The sequence below is a fragment of the Rhizobium halophilum genome (genome assembly GCF_021648825.1).
In the GTDB taxonomy this organism is placed as follows: domain Bacteria; phylum Pseudomonadota; class Alphaproteobacteria; order Rhizobiales; family Rhizobiaceae; genus Neorhizobium; species Neorhizobium halophilum.
Window position 1 is genome coordinate 35,523 of sequence record NZ_JAKJHS010000011.1, and the last position, 19,254, is coordinate 54,776.

The 19,254-nt window shown below is 61.5% G+C and carries 21 protein-coding genes and 1 tRNA gene; 18 read left to right on the forward strand and 4 right to left on the reverse strand.

Translation table 11 applies throughout. The features are described from left to right. Positions 1-7: 7 nt before the first annotated feature. From nagZ to LXM96_RS17985, 11 genes are all read left to right on the forward strand, one after another. A complete protein-coding gene (gene nagZ, locus LXM96_RS17935; RefSeq protein WP_239999934.1) occupies positions 8-1,024 on the forward strand; it encodes a beta-N-acetylhexosaminidase in 1,017 nt (338 codons plus the stop codon). A gap of 19 nt (positions 1,025-1,043) precedes the next feature. Then, positions 1,044-1,883, forward strand: coding sequence for a segregation and condensation protein A (locus LXM96_RS17940; RefSeq protein ID WP_239999935.1), 840 nt, complete (start codon positions 1,044-1,046; stop codon positions 1,881-1,883). Continuing rightward, positions 1,870-2,580: an SMC-Scp complex subunit ScpB gene (scpB, locus tag LXM96_RS17945; RefSeq protein ID WP_239999936.1), complete on the forward strand. Its 711-nt coding sequence runs from the start codon at positions 1,870-1,872 to the stop codon at positions 2,578-2,580. Before LXM96_RS17940 ends, scpB begins: the two co-directional genes overlap by 14 nt. A gap of 46 nt (positions 2,581-2,626) precedes the next feature. Continuing rightward, entirely contained in the window at positions 2,627-3,757 is a 1,131-nt protein-coding gene (locus LXM96_RS17950) for an ABC transporter ATP-binding protein (RefSeq protein ID WP_239999937.1), read from the forward strand. Between the two features lie 11 nt (positions 3,758-3,768). Next, positions 3,769-3,975 carry a twin-arginine translocase TatA/TatE family subunit gene (locus LXM96_RS17955; RefSeq protein WP_239999938.1) on the forward strand — a complete coding sequence of 69 codons (207 nt, stop codon included), beginning with the start codon at positions 3,769-3,771 and terminating at the stop codon, positions 3,973-3,975. 32 nt (positions 3,976-4,007) lie between these two features. Continuing rightward, positions 4,008-4,652 (forward strand): Sec-independent protein translocase protein TatB, encoded by a 645-nt coding sequence (gene tatB, locus LXM96_RS17960; RefSeq protein WP_239999939.1) that lies wholly within the window; start codon positions 4,008-4,010, stop codon positions 4,650-4,652. After that, a complete protein-coding gene (tatC, locus tag LXM96_RS17965; protein ID WP_239999940.1) occupies positions 4,649-5,473 on the forward strand; it encodes a twin-arginine translocase subunit TatC in 825 nt (274 codons plus the stop codon). The genes tatB and tatC overlap by 4 nt, the downstream gene beginning before the upstream one ends. A 52-nt stretch (positions 5,474-5,525) precedes the next feature. Next, a complete protein-coding gene (gene serS / locus LXM96_RS17970) occupies positions 5,526-6,809 on the forward strand; it encodes a serine--tRNA ligase (protein WP_239999941.1) in 1,284 nt (427 codons plus the stop codon). Further along, positions 6,809-7,585 (forward strand): 5'/3'-nucleotidase SurE, encoded by a 777-nt coding sequence (gene surE, locus LXM96_RS17975; protein ID WP_239999942.1) that lies wholly within the window; start codon positions 6,809-6,811, stop codon positions 7,583-7,585. The genes serS and surE overlap by 1 nt, the downstream gene beginning before the upstream one ends. Positions 7,586-7,593: 8 nt before the next feature. Then, positions 7,594-8,235 carry a protein-L-isoaspartate(D-aspartate) O-methyltransferase gene (locus LXM96_RS17980; protein ID WP_394801997.1) on the forward strand — a complete coding sequence of 214 codons (642 nt, stop codon included), beginning with the start codon at positions 7,594-7,596 and terminating at the stop codon, positions 8,233-8,235. 135 nt (positions 8,236-8,370) lie between these two features. Further along, positions 8,371-9,927 carry a peptidoglycan DD-metalloendopeptidase family protein gene (locus LXM96_RS17985; protein ID WP_239999944.1) on the forward strand — a complete coding sequence of 519 codons (1,557 nt, stop codon included), beginning with the start codon at positions 8,371-8,373 and terminating at the stop codon, positions 9,925-9,927. A 49-nt stretch (positions 9,928-9,976) separates the two neighbouring features. Here LXM96_RS17985 and LXM96_RS17990 read toward each other — a convergent pair whose 3' ends face one another. Continuing rightward, entirely contained in the window at positions 9,977-10,849 is an 873-nt protein-coding gene (locus LXM96_RS17990) for an ATP-binding protein (RefSeq protein ID WP_239999945.1), read from the reverse strand. A 209-nt stretch (positions 10,850-11,058) separates the two neighbouring features. Here LXM96_RS17990 and yajC point away from each other — a divergent pair, with 209 nt between their 5' ends. The 4 genes from yajC to LXM96_RS18010 all read left to right on the forward strand — a co-directional run bounded on the left by yajC (position 11,059) and on the right by LXM96_RS18010 (position 13,244). Then, positions 11,059-11,415: a preprotein translocase subunit YajC gene (yajC, locus tag LXM96_RS17995; RefSeq protein WP_239999946.1), complete on the forward strand. Its 357-nt coding sequence runs from the start codon at positions 11,059-11,061 to the stop codon at positions 11,413-11,415. 62 nt (positions 11,416-11,477) lie between these two features. Further along, on the forward strand, positions 11,478-11,864 hold the full coding sequence (locus LXM96_RS18000) for an Mth938-like domain-containing protein (protein ID WP_239999947.1): 387 nt from the start codon (positions 11,478-11,480) through the stop codon (positions 11,862-11,864). Positions 11,865-11,869: 5 nt separating this feature from the next. Then, positions 11,870-12,712: a phytoene/squalene synthase family protein gene (locus LXM96_RS18005; RefSeq protein WP_239999948.1), complete on the forward strand. Its 843-nt coding sequence runs from the start codon at positions 11,870-11,872 to the stop codon at positions 12,710-12,712. A 142-nt stretch (positions 12,713-12,854) separates the two neighbouring features. Then, positions 12,855-13,244: a hypothetical protein gene (locus LXM96_RS18010; RefSeq protein WP_240000011.1), complete on the forward strand. Its 390-nt coding sequence runs from the start codon at positions 12,855-12,857 to the stop codon at positions 13,242-13,244. Here the strand turns inward: LXM96_RS18010 and trmFO are convergent. The 3 genes from trmFO to LXM96_RS18025 form a co-directional block, all read right to left on the reverse strand. After that, the gene (trmFO, locus tag LXM96_RS18015) at positions 13,199-14,659 is read right to left on the reverse strand and encodes a methylenetetrahydrofolate--tRNA-(uracil(54)-C(5))-methyltransferase (FADH(2)-oxidizing) TrmFO (RefSeq protein ID WP_239999949.1); all 1,461 of its coding nucleotides are present in this window, start codon (positions 14,657-14,659) and stop codon (positions 13,199-13,201) included. The two genes, LXM96_RS18010 and trmFO, sit on opposite strands and share 46 nt — an antisense overlap. Positions 14,660-14,763: 104 nt before the next feature. Beyond that, positions 14,764-14,907 carry a DUF1127 domain-containing protein gene (locus LXM96_RS18020; RefSeq protein ID WP_239999950.1) on the reverse strand — a complete coding sequence of 48 codons (144 nt, stop codon included), beginning with the start codon at positions 14,905-14,907 and terminating at the stop codon, positions 14,764-14,766. Between the two features lie 229 nt (positions 14,908-15,136). Further along, entirely contained in the window at positions 15,137-15,283 is a 147-nt protein-coding gene (locus LXM96_RS18025) for a DUF1127 domain-containing protein (RefSeq protein ID WP_239999951.1), read from the reverse strand. 541 nt (positions 15,284-15,824) lie between these two features. On the opposite strand from LXM96_RS18025, the gene LXM96_RS18030 reads away from it, so the two are divergent. The 3 genes from LXM96_RS18030 to LXM96_RS18040 all read left to right on the forward strand — a co-directional run bounded on the left by LXM96_RS18030 (position 15,825) and on the right by LXM96_RS18040 (position 19,251). Beyond that, positions 15,825-15,909, forward strand: a tRNA-Leu gene (locus tag LXM96_RS18030). Between the two features lie 145 nt (positions 15,910-16,054). After that, positions 16,055-17,551 carry a trigger factor gene (gene tig / locus LXM96_RS18035; protein WP_239999952.1) on the forward strand — a complete coding sequence of 499 codons (1,497 nt, stop codon included), beginning with the start codon at positions 16,055-16,057 and terminating at the stop codon, positions 17,549-17,551. A 77-nt stretch (positions 17,552-17,628) separates the two neighbouring features. Next, the gene (locus LXM96_RS18040) at positions 17,629-19,251 is read left to right on the forward strand and encodes an ABC-F family ATP-binding cassette domain-containing protein (protein ID WP_239999953.1); all 1,623 of its coding nucleotides are present in this window, start codon (positions 17,629-17,631) and stop codon (positions 19,249-19,251) included. Positions 19,252-19,254: the final 3 nt, after the last annotated feature.

Here is a 19,254-nt window from a genome sequence, read left to right on the forward strand (position 1 = left end):
TGCCGGCATGTCCGAATCAAAAGCCATGATCCTTGGGGCAAGCGGCGCGGTTCTCACGGCCGACGAAATCGCCCTTTATCGAGATGAGCGCCCATGGGGCTTCATCCTGTTCGCCCGAAACATCCAAGAGCCGGCGCAGATCACCGATCTCGTCGCCTCCATGCGCGAGGCCGTGGATCGCCCCGAGGCTCCGGTGCTGATCGACCAGGAAGGGGGGCGCGTTCAGCGCATCCGGCCGCCGATCGCGGAGAAATATCCTTCCCCTGCCGAACTTGGCGCTCTGTTTCGCGCGGATCGGGAGCAGGGCCTGAGGGCTGCCTGGCTGATGTCGAGGCTGCACGCCTTCGATCTCCTGAAGCTCGGCATTAATGTAGACTGCCTGCCGGTGCTCGACGTGCCTGTGAAAGGCGCCAATAATGTGATTGGCGACCGTGCCTATGGCTTCGATCCTGAAACCGTGGCGGCCATGGGCCAGGCTGCCTCCGACGGGCTGAAGGCAGGCGGCGTGCTGCCGGTCATGAAGCACATACCGGGACATGGGCGCGGTATGGCAGACTCCCATCATGACCTGCCGGTCGTCACCGCCAGCCGCGAGGAACTGGAGGCGCATGACTTCGTGCCGTTCCGGGCGCTGAGAGACGAACTCATGGCTATGAGTGCCCACATCGTCTTCACCGCGATAGATCCCGATCAGCCGGCGACGACGTCGCGCCGGGTGATCGAGGAGGTCATCCGTGGGCACATCGGCTTTGATGGCCTGCTGATGTCGGACGACGCGTCCATGAACGCCTTGAAAGGCACTATTGGGGAGCGCGCGCGGCGAATAGCTGGGGGCGGTTGCGATATGATCTTGCATTGCAACGGCGTGATGGAAGAAATGAAGGCAGTGGCCCGGGGAGCGCTGCCGCTGCAGGGCGAAGCGCTCCGTCGCGCGATCCGGGTCGAGGCGGCGTTCGGCGTAGTGGACGGCGTGAAAGAAGACGATCTTCGCCAGGAGTTCCGGTCACTTCTCGCCAGCTCCTGATCTGACGCATGAGGTGGGAATGGCAGGACACATTGCAAAAGGCGCCATTCCGATGGACCAGCTCTGGCAGGACACGCCGGAGCGGGCAATGGATGAACCGGCCCTTGTAATCGACGTCGGCGGCTTCGAAGGACCGCTTGACCTTCTCCTCCATCTGGCGCGTTCCCAGAAGGTGGATCTTGCGAAGATATCGGTGCTGGCGCTTGCCGAGCAATATCTGCAGTTCGTGGAGAGCGCGCGCCGGGTGCGCATCGAACTGGCTGCCGATTACCTCGTTATGGCGGCCTGGCTCGCCTTTCTCAAATCAAAGCTCCTGATCCCCCAGCAGGTCAAGGGGGATGACGGCCCGACCGGCGAGGAGATGGCGGCGACACTCGCCTTTCGGCTGAAGCGGCTCGAGGCGATGCGGGAGGCGGCGAGCGGTCTGATCCATCGTAACCGGCTCGGCCGCGACGTCTTTGTTCGCGGGGCACCGGAGCATATCCCCCATCGTGTGCAATCGGCCTTCGATGCGAGCCTCTACGATCTTCTTTCCGCTTACGCTAACCTGCGCCAGCGCCAAGCCGTGACGCAGGTCACGATCGAGAAGCGGAAGGTCTGGTCGCTCTCCGACGCCCGCGAGTTGTTGACCCGAATGCTTGGCGAGATCACCGATTGGACCGCCCTGCAGCACTACCTGCTGGAATACCTGCCGCCGGCGGATAGGGTGACGGCAACGGCCAGCGCTTTTGCGGCTTCGCTCGAACTTGTTCGCGAAGGCAAGTTGGAGATACGCCAGGACGGTGCGTTTCAACCGATCTACATGCGCGGCGGCGCCAAGCCAGGGTCGGCTCGGGAGGCAGTCGTTGACACCTTCTGAGGAACGGCCGTCTGACGCGGAGGCCTCGGCGCTGCCGGAAAGCTTCGAATTGGCTGAGGCGGAGCGGATTGCTGAAGCCTTGGTGTTCGCCTCTGCCGAGCCCGTCTCAGAAGCCTTTCTCGCCGAGCGGCTGCCACGCGGGGTGGATATCGGGACCCTGATGGAGAATCTCTCACAGTTGTATGCTGGGCGCGGGGTCAATCTCATCCGCACCGGAGACCGCTGGGCGTTTCGGACGGCAGCCGATCTTTCCTTCGTCATCCGCAAGGATGATAACGAGCCTCGGAAGCTGTCGCGCGCAGCGCTCGAAGTGCTCGCCATCATTGCGTATCACCAGCCGGTCACGCGAGCAGAGATCGAAGAGATCCGCGGCGTCCAGACCTCCAAGGGGACCTTGGATGTACTGATGGAGGCGGGCTGGGTGCGCTTTCGCGGTCGGCGCAGGACGCCCGGCCGCCCAGTCACCATGGGAACGACGCCGGAATTTCTCGATCATTTTGGGCTGGAGGAACTACGCGATCTCCCCGGCTTGGAGGAACTGAAGGGTGCAGGACTTCTCTCCGGACGCATCCCGCCGAACTTCCATGTACCGCTTCCCGGAACGTCGGACGATCTGCAGGAGGACGAGGATCCGATTACCCAAATGGACCTGGAGGAGCTTGGCCTCTTGACACCGGGCGGTGAAGAAGAGGAATGACGTCATCTTTTCGAGGGCCGTGCAGGGGCCCGGCTTCGGGCACGTCATGACGTTATCAACCACACCACCGATCGAGAGAACGCGGCGCACCACGGGTGTGTCCTTCGCATCTCAGTTGGCGTTCGAAGAAATCCACCACAGCTACCACGGCAAGGAGACGATCCACGGCATATCCCTGACCGCTCAGCCGGGCGAGGTGCTCTGCCTGCTGGGTCCTTCCGGCTCGGGCAAGACGACCCTCCTGCGGATCGCGGCGGGTATCGAAGTCCAAAGTCGCGGTCGAGTGTTGATCGATGGGCGCGAGGCTGCAGGGCCCAACGCCTTTCTCCCACCGGAAAGGCGCGGCATCGGCCTGATGTTCCAGGATTTCGCGCTTTTTCCGCATATGTCGGTGCTCGACAATGTCCGCTTCGGTTTGACGGCACTCCCGAAGAAGGATGCCGTCGCCGCGGCACTGGCTGCACTCGAGCGGGTGGGGCTGGTTCACTATGCCGAAACATATCCACATGTGCTTTCGGGAGGGGAGCAGCAGCGAGTGGCGCTGGCGCGGGCGCTGGCGCCGCGCCCGGGCGTGCTGCTCATGGATGAGCCCTTCTCTGGTCTCGACTCCAGGCTGAAGGACGCAGTGCGGGCCGACACGCTGTCCATCCTGCGCGAAAGCCGCGCCACCGCCATCGTCGTTACTCATGATGCAGAAGAGGCGATGCGCATGGCAGACCGCATCGCGCTGCTTCGCGACGGCCGGCTCGTCCAGGTCGGCAGGGCAGATGAGCTATATCGCCAGCCGCGCGATCTGTTCGCCGCCGGCTTCTTTTCCGAGATCAACGAGTTTGAAGGTGTGGTCCGGCAGGGCGCGGTCGAAACGCCCGTCGGCATGACACCGGCGCCCGGGCTGGCCGACGGCACGACCGTCTCCATTGCCGTGCGCCTTTCGGATGTGCGCGTTATGCCACATGGCGGCGCAATGCAGGCGAGGATACGCTCGCGGCGCTTCCTCGGCGTGGTGGAAATGCTGGATCTTGCAGTACCGGAACGCGAGGAGCCGGTTCGGGCTCGGGTGAGGGCGGATCTGCTGCCCCCTGGCCTCACGGAAGTCACCGTGACCGTGCAGCCGCAGGACATTTTGGTGTTTGAAAAAGGTGTTCAAACATCATACATCGGACGCATCCGAAGATAGGAGTTGGAGTTATGGGTTCCTTCAGTGTTTGGCATTGGCTGATTGTTCTGGTCATCGTGCTCGTGCTTTTTGGCCGCGGCAAGATTCCGGAATTGATGGGCGACGTCGCCAAGGGCATCAAGAGCTTCAAGAAGGGCATCAGCGAGGACGATACTCCTGAAACGACCAAGACCGTCGACCACAAGCCCGAAGACACCAAGGAAACGACCCGGACCTAACTGTTCCGACCGGGTTGCAGGAGCCTTCTTGAATGCTTGACATCGGCTGGACCGAGCTCTTCGTGCTTGGGATCGTTCTTATCGTAGTGGTCGGGCCGAAGGATCTGCCACCAATGTTGCGCGCCTTCGGGCGAATGACCGGCAACCTGCGCAAGATGGCAGGCGAATTTCGATCTCAGTTCGATGAGGCGTTGCGTGAGTCGGAGATGGACGAGGTCCGCAAGACGATCTCCGACGTGCAGAAGCTCAACCCGACGAATGCGCTGCGCGATGCGGTAAACCCGCTGCGCCAAATGGGCAATGAGATCCGGAGCGATCTGGAGAAATCCACCCGCATCGAAAAGCAGGATGTTGAAGCACAGAAGGCCGTGGAGGGTGTTATCCCCGCCGAGCAGCCGGCGCCCGTCGCGGTCCCGGAGCCAACGATGGCGCTCCCCGCAACACCGCCTGTGGTCAGCCAACCGGCACCTGTCGCAGGTGCTGCTGCTTCTAAACCCGCCCGCAAGAAGCCGGCGCCGAAGGCTGCTGTCGCCGGCGAGGCGCAGGCTGCCGTCGAGGGTGCAAAGCCAAAGCGGCCCCGCGCTTCCGCCAGCAAGGCGCCGGTCGCCGAAGCTCGGAAGCCCGCTTCGCGTAAGCAGGCCGAAAAGACCGTCGACACTCCAAAGGATGAAGCATGAGCGGTGATCTGGACGACAAGCCGCAGCCGCTTATCGAGCACTTGATCGAGCTTCGCCGGCGCCTGATCTGGGCGCTTGGTGCTTTCTTCCTTGCCTTTATCGTCTGCTTCTTCTTTGCCAAGGATCTTTTCAACTTTCTCGTGGTTCCGTACCGATGGGCGGTGCTGTGGGCAGACATGGATGTCTCGAAGTCGGAACTCATCTACACTGCCCCGCAGGAGTTCTTCTTTACGCAGGTGAAGGTGGCCATGTTCGGCGCGCTTGTAATCGCTTTTCCGGTGATCGCGTCGCAGATCTACAAATTCGTTGCACCCGGCCTTTACAAGAACGAGCGCGCTGCGTTCCTTCCATTCCTGATCGCCTCGCCGATCCTGTTCCTGCTGGGCGCAGCGCTTGTCTATTTCTTCTTCACGCCGATGGTGATGTGGTTCTTCCTCGCCATGCAGCAGGCTCCCGAAGAGGGGGAGATGGCAATCTCGCTCCTGCCGCGCGTGTCGGAGTATCTCAGCCTCATCATGACGCTGGTTCTTTCCTTCGGCCTCGTCTTCCAGCTTCCGGTGGTGACCACGCTTCTCGCGCGCGTAGGCTTGCTCACAAGCGAATGGCTGCGAGAAAAGCGGAAGTTCGCGATCGTGATCGCCTTCGTTGTTGCGGCAGTCCTGACGCCACCCGACCCGCTGTCCCAGATCGGCCTTGCGCTGCCGACTATCCTTCTCTACGAGATTTCCATCTACGCCGCCCGACTCGTCGAGCGTAAACGCGCTGAGGAGGCAGTTACCGAAACCCTCGCGTCGGACCTTTCCGGAACAGACGAGGCCTAGGCCTTCCTGCCTGGGTTGCGAAGGTGGCGTTCCGCTCGAAAGGCTAGGAACGATGCTCGATATCAAGTGGATTCGCGACAATCCGGACATTCTCGACGAAGCGCTGAAGACGCGCGGCGGCCAGCCCATGGCCGCCACTCTGATCGCGCTTGACGACACTCGTCGCACGGTTATCCAGAAGCTCCAGGACATGCAGTCGCGCCGAAACGCCGCCTCCAAGGAGATCGGCGCTGCGATGGCGCAGAAGAATACGGAGCTTGCGGAGAAACTGAAGGCCGAAGTCTCCGAGATCAAGGATTTGATGCCTGTCGCGGAGCAGGAGGAGCGCGAGGCGGTTGCGGCGCTTGATGATATGCTCTCGCGCGTGCCCAATATCCCGTTCGATGACGTTCCGGTGGGGCGCGACGAGAGCGACAACGTGATCAAACACGTGGTCGGACAGAAGCCGGGCTGGAACCACCCTGCCAAGGAGCATTTCGAGATCGGCGAAGCGCTTGGCCACATGGATTTCGAGCGTGCGGCCAAGCTCTCGGGTGCACGCTTCACGGTGCTTACGGGCCCACTGGCGCGGCTGGAGCGTGCGCTTGGCCAGTACATGCTCGACACGCACACGATGGAGCATGGCTACACCGAGGTCTCTTCGCCACTGATGGTGCGCGACGAGGCGATGTACGGCACGGGGCAACTACCCAAGTTTGCTGAAGACCTGTTCAAAACGACAGACGGTCGCTGGCTTATCCCCACAGCCGAAGTAACGCTGACGAACCTCGTTTCTGCCGAAACGCTGGAGCAGGAAAAGCTGCCGCTGCGCTTCACCGCTTTGACACCCTCGTTCCGGTCGGAGGCCGGCTCGGCCGGTCGCGATACCCGCGGGATGTTGCGCCAGCATCAGTTCTGGAAATGCGAACTGGTTTCGATCACCGATGCCGAAAGCTCGGTTGCCGAGCATGAGCGGATGACGGAATGTGCTGAGACGATTCTGAAGCGGCTCGGCCTTCATTTCCGCACCGTGACGCTTTGCACCGGCGACATGGGCTTCGGCGCTCGCAAGACCTACGACATTGAAGTCTGGCTTCCCGGCCAGAACACTTACCGGGAAATCTCCTCCTGCTCGGTCTGCGGCGACTTCCAGGGACGGCGCATGAATGCGCGGTATCGGACCAAGGACGAAAAGGGGCTGAGATTCGTCCACACGCTGAACGGGTCGGGAACGGCCGTCGGCCGCTGCCTGATCGCGGTGATGGAAAACTATCTGAACGAGGACGGCTCGATCACAGTCCCGGAGGTTCTCCTGCCGTACATGGGTGGCCTCACCAAGATCGAACGGTCCGCCTGATGCGGATCCTGCTTACCAATGACGATGGGATTCATGCCGAAGGGCTTGCAGCGCTCGAGCGGATCGCGCGCCAGCTTTCCGACGACGTCTGGATTGTCGCGCCCGAGACGGATCAAAGCGGCCTGGCGCACTCACTGACGCTCTCGGAGCCGTTGCGGCTGCGCAAGGTCGCCGACAAACACTTCGCCCTTCGCGGCACGCCGACCGACTGCGTCATCATGGGCGTTCGGGAAGTCATGCCGGAGAGGCCGGATCTCATTCTCTCCGGCGTCAACGCCGGCGCCAACATGGCAGACGACGTCACCTATTCGGGGACGATCGCCGGCGCCATCGAGGGAACGCTGCAGGGGATACGTTCCTTCGCGCTGAGCCAAGCCTACAACTACGATGGCGAGGGCGGCAAGCTCGTGCCGTGGGAAGTGGCGGAAACCTACGCACCTGATCTCATCCGCAAGCTCAGCAAGGTGGAATTTCCAGACGGCACCTTCCTCAACCTGAATTTCCCGAAGTGCGAGCCGAAGGATGTTCAGGGCGTTCAGGTGACGTCGCAGGGCAAACTCGACTTTGGCCTCACGATTGATGCGCGCCGCGACGGTCGCGGTATCCCGTACTATTGGCTCCGCTTCGGCGAGCGCCTCGGCCATTTCCGCGACGGGACCGACATCCATGCGCTCAAGCACAACAAGATCTCGGTGACGCCGCTGAAGCTGGATCTGACGGACTATTCGGTGCAGGATCGGGTGGCGAATGCACTTGGATTCGGAGTAGCGGATTGAAGGCCGGCATGGTCGAGAAGGAAGGGTTTGCTGCCCTTGTGCTGCGCCTGCGAGCGGAGGGGATTTCCGATCTAGACCTCCTGACGGCCGTCGAGCAGACGCCGCGCTCGCTTTTCGCACCCGCTTCCGCCGCCGAAAGCGCCTATTCCAGCCGCACCATCCCCATCGACTGCGGCGCCTTCATGGAGGGCGCCGACCTTGCAGTCCGGCTTCTCAGCCGGCTTCAGGTCAAGCCGGGTCATAGGGTCCTGGAGATCGGGACCGGAAGCGGTTTCACCAGTGCTGTCCTCGGTCGCCTTGCCGAACGTGTGCTCACCATCGACCGCTACCGCACGTTGGTGGCGGGGGCCCAAGCACGGCTGGACAAGCTCAGCATGCGCAACGTGGTGGTGCGCCAGGCGGACGGCATCAACGGCATGCCAGGCGAGGGGACGTTCGACCGTATCCTCGTCACCGGCGCCTTCACCGCCATGCCGCGCTTTTACGCGGAGCAACTGGTCTCCGGCGGCACGATGATCGCACCTTTGATGCTCGAAGACGGGACGTGTCTGATGGTGCGTCTCAGCAAGACCGGAAGCCGCTTTGAGCGCGAGGATCTTTTCCCCGTTCCATACCTGCCGCTCGTCCCTCACATTGCGGCAGCTCTTTGACGCAGGTCACGCAGCATCGCGGCATGGTTACCAATTTAGCAAAAAATCAAGTTCGACCCTGACGCCTTAACGGCCCAGTAAGACTAACGCGGTTTAATCATCTCACACGATGGTTGCGTCACGGTAGGTCGAGTCATGCGTCAATTGAGTACATCTGTTTCCCGCAAATCAATGCTGCGCATCGCTGCTGCGGCCTTTCTCGCAAGTACTGCTACCGGCTGCAGTTCGGACGCTACCCGCTTCTCCGGGTTGTTTTCGGACACTGATTCGCTGACGACTGCTTCGATCCCGCAGCGTCAGGGCGGGGGAGCCTATGGCCCTGCTCCGACGCCACGCGGTGAGGTCGCAAGCGGCAGTATGCAATCCGCGGGAGGTTACGGCGGTCAGCCGATGCCTGCTGCCTATCCCGCCAACGATGGCGGCTACGGCTCCGTCGCCTCGACTGCGCGCTCTGCGGCAGCGCCGGCCGCGGTTCAGCGGGTTGAACTCGCTCCTCCGGGTGCATCTGCGCCGGCCAGCGGAGAAGACGCCGGCAACCGTCAGCAGGCGATGGCGCAGCCGTTTCCGAGCTCTCAAGACCGTGCGCCCGCAGCTTCATCGGACAATCTCACCACCGGAACCATCAGAACGTCCAGCGGCTGGTCCACGGTTAATGCTCCGAGCGTGACGTTGAAGCCCGGTGAAAATGCCGCGACGCTCTCGAAGCGTTACGGCGTGCCGGAGAAGGAAATCCTCAAGGCGAACGGTGGCACGCTGATTGTTGGACAGTCGGTTGTGATCCCGACGTTCGGCACGGCGAGCAATTCGGCCAAGGCCGCTGCGGGGCAGATCGACCTGCAGGACAAGGCGCCCGCACCGGTTCAGCCGCAGGAGCAGAAGGTTGCGGTGCTGCCGGGTTCTGCACGCGACAAGGGCCTGGCCGAACCTGCAAAGATCACGCCGCCGGCCGGCGGCGGCACGTATACGGTCAAGCCCGGAGACACGCTGACGAAGATCGCACGCGCCAATGGGATCACGGTCGATCAACTGAAGGCCGCAAACGGCCTGTCATCGGAAAACATTCGAATCGGTCAAGTGCTGAACCTTTCGCCATCCGCAGCGCCTCTGGCTGCCGATCCGGTTCAAACAGCTTCGGTCCCGCCGAAGAATGAGCAGCCGCAGTCCCAGGTAACTGCCGCGCAAACGCCATCGGCGCCTGCCGTAAAGGCACAAGCAGCGCCCGAAGCTTCCGCTCCGGTAAAGCCGATCGAAACTGCCTCGATCTCCGAGGCCTCGCTCAAGTCGGATGATGGTGCGCCCGCGCCGCAGTCGACCGGCATTGGTAAATATCGCTGGCCCGTGAACGGTGCTGTTATCGCTGGGTTCGGCCAGAATGTCGAAGGTAGCCGCAACGACGGTATCAACATATCCGTTCCGGAAGGGACGCCGATCAAGGCCGCCGAGAACGGCGTTGTCATCTATGCGGGCAACGGCCTGAAGCAGCTCGGCAACACCGTGCTTGTTCGCCACGACGACGGCAAGGTTACCGTCTACGGCCATGCCAATGGTCTCAATGTTTCGCGGGGCCAGAAGGTCACCCGCGGTCAGACCATCGCGACGTCCGGCATGAGCGGCGATGCAAAACGCCCGCAGGTCCACTTTGAGGTGCGCAAGGACGCCACCCCGGTCAACCCGATCACTTTCCTGGAGTAAGTACTGCGTACCAGGAAGTTAGGAAAGCCCGGCTCGTCCGGGCTTTTCGTCATCTGTGCTCCAGTTGCACGCGTAGGCGGCCCGCGAGATCTTGAATATATTGCCAGGCGACGCGGCCCGAGCGACCGCCGCGTGTTGTCGCCCATTCCAGCGCTTCATGATGCAGGGCATCGGCTCCGATCGGCAAGGCGAAATGGCTGACATAGCCATCAATCATCGCGAGGTAATCCTCCTGGCTGCACTTGTGGAAACCGAGCCAGAGACCGAAGCGGTCGGAAAGCGAGACCTTCTCCTCCACGGCCTCCGACGGATTGATCGCTGTCGACTGTTCGTTCTCCATCATGTGCCGCGGCAGGAGATGCCTCCGGTTGGACGTGGCGTAGAAGAGCACATTCTCAGGCCGCCCCTCGATGCCGCCGTCGAGCGCGGCCTTCAGCGACTTATAGGCCGTGTCGTCATGATCGAAGGAAAGGTCGTCACAGAAGACGATGACCCGGAAGGCGGACGCTTTTAGAATGTCGAGCAGCGCGGGGAGGGAGGCTATGTCCTCGCGATGCACCTCCACGAGTTTCAGGCTCGAGCCGGTGGAGGAGCGGACGTCTTCGTGCACCGCCTTGACCAGGGAGGACTTGCCCATGCCGCGGGCGCCCCAGAGGAGCACGTTGTTCGCCGGGAAGCCTTCGGCGAAACGCAGTGTGTTCTCGTGCAGGATGTCGCGGACATGATCGACGCCCCGGATCAGCGAGAGCGCAACGCGGTTCGGCTTTGGGACTGGCTGGAGATGCAGACTTGCAGGAAGCCAAACGAAGCAGTCGGAAGACTTCCAGTCCGTGACAACAGGCGGCGGGCCTGCAATCCGCTCCAAGGCGTCGGCCAGGCGCCTCAGCTCGACCAGCAACCGATCGTCCAGCTCTTGCACCATGCCGTTGTCTCCATTTGATCCGCAGTCTCGCGCTGCGCAAGCGCACCGAAAAACCGCGTAGCATGCGGCTCTGTCATGCAAAAGTCTCGGCGATGCCGTTTCGGTACGATGCGAAGCCTCCTTTTTGTTGCAATCGCAAGCGTCGCAACTATAGTCCGGCCACTTGCAAAAAGGGGCTCGGAAGCTCCTGACACTCGAGGAGTTTTTCTATGTTCATCACTGAAGCATTTGCCCAGGCCGAAGGCGCCGCACCCTCTGCATTCGGCAGCGGCCTCGAAATGCTTTTCCTGTTCGCGCCGCTGATGGTGGTCTGGTACTTCTTTCTTATCCGACCGCAGCGCAATCAGATGAAGAAGCGCCAGGAGATGCTGTCCAACATCCGCCGTGGCGACAACGTCGTTCTCGGTGGTGGCATCAGCGGCAAGGTGACGAAAGTGATCGACGACACGGAAGTGGAAGTCGAGATCGCCGAAGGCGTCAAGGTTCGGGCCCTGCGCGCCTATGTAGCGGAAGTTCGGGTCAAGGGCGAGCCAGTCAAGACCGACGCTCCTGCCGTCAAATCCTGAGAAGGCACGGCGGGATCGCCGGTGTACTCAGTTCTGCAACCGACAAATGAGGCACTGAGGATATGCCGAAGGGAATCGAGATACGGGATGCCCATTTCCCTGGGCGGGCTCCAATTGATGCCTATGGCAATGGGGGCTTCCGCTTCGCCGAAATGTCCCACCGTGGCTCCCTGCTTTGCCTTCCTTCGGGGATCCATGGCTGGGCCCTCGCCGAGGGCGACGCTGTGACGGTTGAAGCACTGGCCATGGTTCTGGAGGAGGCCGAGGCGATCGAGGTTCTGTTGGTCGGGACAGGACCGGAGATCCGCCCCCTGCCGCAGGCCGTCAAGGCAGCGCTGAAGGCGCGGGGAATTGCATCGGATCCGATGAGCACCGGAGCTGCCGTGAGAACCTACAACGTCATGTTGTCTGAATCACGCGCGGTGGCTGCCGCGCTGATTGCGGTTTGAAGCCTGTGGCCGACGTTCACGATGGAGTGCTGGCGACCCTTCGTGAGACAGACCGCGACCGCTACCTCGCTTGCCTGCTTTCTCCCGCGGAGGAGCGGCCGGCTCTGGCGGCACTCTATGCCTTCAACGCCGAGCTTGCCCGGGTTCGCGACATGGTGCGCGAGCCACTTCCGGGCGAGATCCGCCTGCAATGGTGGCGCGACCTTCTGGAGGGTGAGGCGCGGGGCGACACCGGAGGTAATCCCGTCGCGGCCGCCCTTCTGTCGACCGTGGAACGCTATCGCCTCCCGCGCCAAACGCTGCTGGCGATGATCGATGCGCGTATCGGGGACCTTTATGATGATCCGATCGCCAATCGCAATGCGCTCGAAGGATATGCCGGAGAAACGGCATCTGCCTTGATTCAGCTTTCCAGCCTCGTGCTGTCGGCGCAGGATGCCGCTGCCTCGGCTGAGGCGGCAGGACACGCAGGCGTGGCCCAGGCGATTGCAGGCCTCATCCTGCTCATGCCGCTGCATCGGCGTCGAGGGCAGCTTTACCTTCCATTGGATATCCTTTCCGCAACAGGGCTTGATCGTGGCGCTTTCCTTGCGGGCGACGACACCTCCCGCATTTCAGCAGCGATCGAAGCGTTTGCAGGGCTAGGGATCGAGCATCTGGCGAAGGCCCGATCCGCGGGCTCGGTTTCCAAGGCGTTGTTTCCTGCTTTCCTTCCCGTTTCCCTGGCGGAGCAGGTTTTGCGGCGAGCGCTACGGGAAGGAGCAGCGGTTCTCCATAAAGACCTCCAGCAACCGCAGTGGCGCCGGCAGATCCGGTTGGTACGGGCGCAGCTTCTTCAGCGCTTCTGAGCCGCGCCCATCTCCGCGCAAGCCTGCGCACTTACGGTTGTGACCGTCCTATATCGAACGCGGAGAACACGCCGTGAGCCCCGTCATCACCTGGTCCATCTTGTTCGGCCTGATCTTCCTTCTGGCCCTCTACGCAACCCGCATGGCGAGATCGCGGGACCACGACGATGGGGGAATGGAAGATCTTGGCTTTGCAATCCTGCACTTCGGCAAAGCCTTCCCCAATGAAGCCATCCGTGAGCTGCATCCGACCGCTGACGGCAAGGCTGTATTCCTGCGTCTCCATGACGACAAGACGGGGATTATGCGTAGCCATAGCAGGCACTACAGCTGCCATCTGATCGAGCCGGGCCGTGTACGGGTGAATGCCCTCCCGGATTCGAAGGGATTTTCCGCGGAGTTCCTCGACGTCCCCGACAGCAACGGCGACTTCATCTTCAAGACCGAAGCCGACGCCGCCGAGGTCTCGCTCTGGCTTCTGGGAAACTACCTGGCGGCGGCCGACAAGGACGTAGCCGGCCGATCCGCCTGATCGGCGCTTTCACCCAACCCCAGCCAGGTTGCGCAGTCCCGCAAAGCTCTGGCGGCCATGAGCTGCTTCTTCATGATCGCCTTGTCTTTCCCGCGGAAGCGCTTGACGCCTTCGGGTTTGGTGATGGAGCCCGGCTCCAGATCAGGAAACAAGCCGAAATTGATGTTCATCGGCTGGAAAGAGCGCTTGCCAGGTTCGTCATCGGACACCAGGTGCCCGCCGGTGATATGGCCGAGCAGTGAGCCGAGGGCTGTCGTCGGGGGTGGTGGCAGCAAGGCCTGACGCTTGCGCTCGGCCACCGCAAATCGGCCTGCCAGCAGGCCGATGGCAGCACTTTCGACGTAGCCTTCGCAGCCCGTCACCTGGCCTGCAAAGCGCAGACCCGGTCGGCTCTTCAGCGTCAAGGTCCTGTCGAGCAGTGTTGGGGAATTGATGTAGGTATTGCGGTGCAATCCGCCGAGGCGCGCGAACTCCGCATTCTCAAGCCCCGGAATCATCCGGAATACCTCCGCCTGAGCTCCGTACTTCAGCTTGGTCTGGAAGCCCACCATGTTGTAGAGCGTGCCGAGCGCGTTGTCCTGGCGAAGCTGTACGACTGCGTAGGGCTTGACGGTGGGGTTATGGGCATTGGTAAGCCCCATGGGCTTCATCGGTCCGTGTCGTAGGGTTTCCCGGCCCCGCTCCGCCATCACCTCGATCGGGAGGCAACCGTCAAAATAGGGCGTGCCTTCCCATTCCTTGAAGCCCGTCGTGTCGGCAGCGGCGAGCGCGTCGATGAACGCGTTGTACTGCGCCTCGTCCATAGGGCAGTTGATGTAGTCCTTGCCGGTGCCGCCGGGCCCGACCTTGTCGTAGCGCGACTGATACCAGCAAATATCCATGTTGATGGACTCGCGATAGACGATGGGCGCGATCGCGTCGAAGAAGGCAAGGGAGTCTTCACCGGTTTCCGCCTGTATCGCCGCGGCAAGCGCAGGCGAGGTGAGGGGGCCGGTGGCGATGATCGCCAGGTCCCATTCCGTTGGCGGTAGGCCCTCCAGTTCCTCACGAACCACGCTGATCAGCGGATGAGCTTCGATCGCCTGTGTCACTGCATCGGAAAAGCCATCTCGATCGACAGCCAATGCACCACCTGCCGGCACCTGATTGCGGTCCGCGCAGGCCATGATCAGGGAGTTTGCGAGCCGCATTTCGGCATGGATGACGCCAACCGCATTGGAGGTTGCGTCGTCGGAGCGGAAGGAGTTGGAGCACACAAGCTCTGCGAGCCCGTCTGTCTTGTGAGCATCCGTGCCGCGCACGCCGCGCATCTCGTGAAGGATCACGGGCACGCCTGCATTCGCGACTTGCCAGGCAGCTTCCGAGCCTGCGAGTCCGCCGCCGATGATGTGAATGGGGTTATGTCTGTCGGTCATGCGGCGCTCTTAACACGCCGGCCCGCAAACCGGAATGAAAAAGGCACCCGAGAGGGTGCCCTATGAGCATGTCGCTTGTTCCGACGCCGGCCGCCTAAAGCGGATTAGCGGAAGGAGCGCGACGCAACGTGACGAATGTCGTAGCGCGTCAGGCCGATGTCATTGAGAGCCTGTGTCGACAGGCTGCCAAGCTCGTTGACCGTGCGGCGATAGCTGAGCCAGTTCTTGGCAAGGCGAAGCGGGTTCATCGTAGTGTCCTCAAACGTTCGGGCCGGTCCTCGAAACCGGCAACGCTGGAGTTATACGCGTGGATAATAACAATGTGCAGTGCAAAAAACATGCGACTGCCATGCGTTTGTGCAGATGGTTGATGAAGAAGCAGGCGTTGCCGCAAAACCCGGCAACTCGTTCGCTGAGATGCGGATATAAAAAAACGCCCGCGAAGCGAGCGTTTCTTCAAGAGTGATCTGTCGGCGATCAGAAGCCGACGGCGGTCCGTGCAACGCGACGGATGTCGCTGCGGCCGATGCCGAGGTCGTGGAGTTCACGATCACTCATGCGATGCAGTTCGGTTACCGTTTCGCGGTACTTGCGCCAGTTGTTGAGCTTGCGTGCGATGTTCATGGTCATACCCCTTCGGTTCGCGTCCTTGGTGCCCCGTAGCGCCGCATCGAATTCAATGGGTTTAATTTATGCTGCGCTGCGAAATGGTAACAGAGCCAATGTCGTATGCCACCTATGCATTCCGCGCATCGCGACGCGGCCATGGGCGTCAACGATTGATTAAGGATTGCGCGCTTGGCCGGGCTGAGAGCAAACAACAACGCCTGCCGGGGAGGGGACCGGCAGGCGTCATTTGGTGAGACCGACGCAAGGGGAGGAGGTCGTCGGCTCTTCTCGGTCCTGATGTGGGAGGAGCCCAGGACCGATCTCGAATCGCATCACGAACAAGACGCCAACCAGTTTGTTCCTCGCGATGTTTAAGTTTATTCTTATGCAAGAATGGTAAATGAACGCTTAATTGAGGCTGCGGCGCGTTGCTGTCCCTGCGCGCTTGCTCCCGCGCGGGCGTCGCCGAGCCTTCATTTTCCCTTTGCGCCAGAAAAAACGGGTGATATAGAGACGCGCGCTCCGAAGCCCCTTGCGGGGATTGCGCGGCTGGAGCGCGGGTATGGTGAAATTGGTAGACACGCCAGATTTAGGTTCTGGTGCCGCAAGGCGTGGGAGTTCAAGTCTCTCTACCCGCACCAGAGCCGCCGGAGCAGGATCGGGAGCCTTCACCGGCTAGAGATCAGCGTTCCAGAAGTCGCGGCCGGTCACTTAAGGTTCCGGCGTCGTGCTCATCGAAAACCAACGGCTGTCTGAGCACCGCCGCCACGATATGAAGGTTTGAAAATGCAGGTTACCGAAACGCTCGCTGAAGGGCTGAAGCGCGAAATCAAGGTTGTCATCCCGGCCAAGGACATGGAAGCTCAGATGAATGAGCGCCTGGCCGACGCCAAGGACAAGGTCCGCATCAACGGTTTCCGCCCCGGCAAGGTGCCGATGTCACATCTGAAGAAGATGTACGGCAAGTCGATTATGGCTGAGGTCGTCAACGAGATCGTACGCGACCGTCCGACCAAGATCCTGTCCGAACGCGGCGAGAAGTCTGCGACGCAGCCGTCTATCACGATGACGGAAGACGAGGCCGAGGCGGAAAAGATCCTCGCGGCGCAGGCGGATTTCGAGTTCACGCTCGCCTATGAAGTGATCCCGCCGATCGAGCTGAAGTCCACCGAGGGACTGAAGGTCGTTCGCGAAGTGGTCGAGGTCTCCGAAGACGAGGTCAACGAGCAGATCCTCAAGATCGCCGAAAACGCGCGCACGTACGAGACCAAGAAGGGCAAGGCTGCCGACGGCGACCGCGTCACGATGAACTACCTCGGCAAGGTCGACGGAGAAGCTTTCGACGGCGGCACCGCGGAAGACGCAGAACTGGTGCTCGGCTCCGGCCGCTTCATCCCCGGCTTCGAAGACCAGTTGGTCGGCGTCAAGGCGGGCGACGAGAAGACCATCACCGTCACCTTCCCCGCTGACTATCCGGCCGCTAATCTCGCTGGCAAGGAAGCGACCTTCGACGTAACCGTCAAGGAAGTTGCCGCTCCGGCCGAGCTTGAGATGAACGACGAACTCGCCACTAAGATGGGCATCGAGTCGCTCGACAAGCTGAAGGAGATCGTCCGCGGTCAGATCGAGGGACAGTACGGCAATGTCACCCGTCAGAAGGTGAAGCGCCAGATCCTCGATCAGCTCGACGAGATGTACAAGTTCGACACGCCGCAGGGCCTGGTTGACGCCGAGTTCGAAAACATCTGGCGCCAGATCAACACGGATCTCGCTCAGTCGGGCAAGACCTTTGCCGACGAAGACACGACCGAGGAAGAAGCGCGCGAGGAGTATCGCAAGCTCGCTGAGCGTCGCGTTCGCCTTGGACTCGTTCTGTCCGAGATCGGCGAGAAGGGTGGCGTCGAGGTAACCGAGGAAGAAATGCAGCGTGCGCTCTTCGCCCAGCTGCAGCAGTTCCCGGGCCAGCAGAAGGAAATCCTGGATTACTTCCGCAACACGCCGGGCGCGTCTGCGTCGCTGCGTGCCCCGATCTTCGAAGAGAAGGTTGTCGACAAGCTGTTGTCCGAAATCGACGTGACCGACAAGAAGGTCTCCAAGGAAGAGCTTCTGGCCGAGGATGAGGAAGGCGCTGAAGCCTCCGACAAGCCGGCCAAGAAGAAGGCCGCTCCGAAGAAGAAGGCTGCCGCCAAGGACGAGGCTGCTGAGGCCGGCTCTGAGGACGCACCGGCTCCGAAGAAGAAGGCTGCTCCAAAGAAGAAGGCTGCTGAAGACAGCGCCGAATAATCTTCAAGTCACATGCATAAGGAAGCCGGGTCGGCAACGATCCGGCTTTTTTGTTGTCTCACCACGAAGTGCCCGTCATGATCCGCATCGAAAACATCAGCAAGTCCAACAGTCACCGCATCCTCTATATCGAAGCTTCGGCCGCTCTCAACCGCGGTGAGAAGATCGGCCTTGTGGGGCCAAATGGAGCGGGCAAGACGACGCTGTTTCGCATGATCACCGGTCAGGATGCTCCTGACGAGGGCCAGGTGGGCGTCGAGAAGCATGTCACCATTGGCTATTTCAACCAGGACGTCGGTGAAATGTCCGGTGTCAGCGCGGTGACCGAAGTCATGAATGGCGCCGGGCCGGTCAGCACGGTGGCTGCCGAACTGCGGGGGCTGGAGGCTGCCATGGTCGATCCGGACCGCATGGACGAGATGGATCAGATCATTGAGAGATATGGTGAGGTCCAAGCCCGCTACGAGGAGCTGGACGGCTACGGGCTGGAAAGCCGCGCCCGGGAAGTTCTTGCCGGTCTCTCCTTCAGCGAAGAGATGATGGACGGCGACGTCGGCAAGCTGTCCGGCGGCTGGAAGATGCGCGTGGCACTCGCTCGCATTCTTCTGATGCGCCCGGACGTGATGCTGCTCGACGAGCCGTCCAACCACCTCGACCTGGAGAGCCTGATCTGGCTGGAGCAGTTCCTGAAGACCTACGACGGCGCGCTGCTGATGACCTCGCACGACCGCGAGTTCATGAACCGCATCGTCAACAAGATCATCGAGATCGATGCCGGCTCGCTGAACACCTATGCCGGGGACTACGGCTTCTACGAACAGCAGCGGGCACAGAACGAAAAACAGCAGCAGGCACAATTCGAGCGCCAACAGGCGATGCTCGCCAAGGAGATCAAGTTCATCGAGCGTTTCAAGGCGCGCGCCAGCCACGCGGCGCAGGTGCAGAGCCGCGTCAAGAAGCTCGACAAGATCGAGAGGGTGGAGCCGCCGCGCCGGCGCCAGTCGGTCACGTTCGAGTTTCAGCCGGCGCCGCGTTCCGGCGAGGACGTAGCGAGCCTCAAGGGCGTGCACAAGGCCTACGGTAGCCGGACGATCTATGAGGGTCTCGACTTCTCCATTCGACGCAAGGAACGCTGGTGCATCATGGGCGTGAACGGTGCGGGGAAGTCGACGCTTCTGAAGCTGATCGCGGGATCGGCGGAGCCGGATCAAGGCACTGTTGCGATCGGCGCCAGCGTCAAGATGGGCTATTTCGCGCAGCACGCCATGGATTTGTTGGATGGCGACCAGACCGTCTTCGAATGGCTGGAGTCGGAGTTTCCAAGGGCCGGGCAGGGGGCCCTGCGCACGCTCGCCGGCTGCTTCGGCTTTTCCGGCGACGACGTGGAAAAGAAGTGCCGTGTCCTGTCGGGTGGTGAAAAGGCGCGTCTGGTCATGGCTGCTATGCTCTTCGACCCGCCGAACTTCCTTGTCCTCGACGAACCGACAAACCACCTCGACCTCGACACCAAGGAAATGCTGATCAAGGCGCTGTCCGAGTACGAAGGCACCATGCTCTTCGTTAGCCACGACCGACACTTCCTGTCCGAGCTCTCCAACCGTGTTCTGGAGATTTCGTCAGATGGCGTCCATCGCTATGACGGCGGCTACCGCGAATATGTCGAGCGGACAGGCTACGAAGCGCCAGGTTTGGCAGCCTGACCC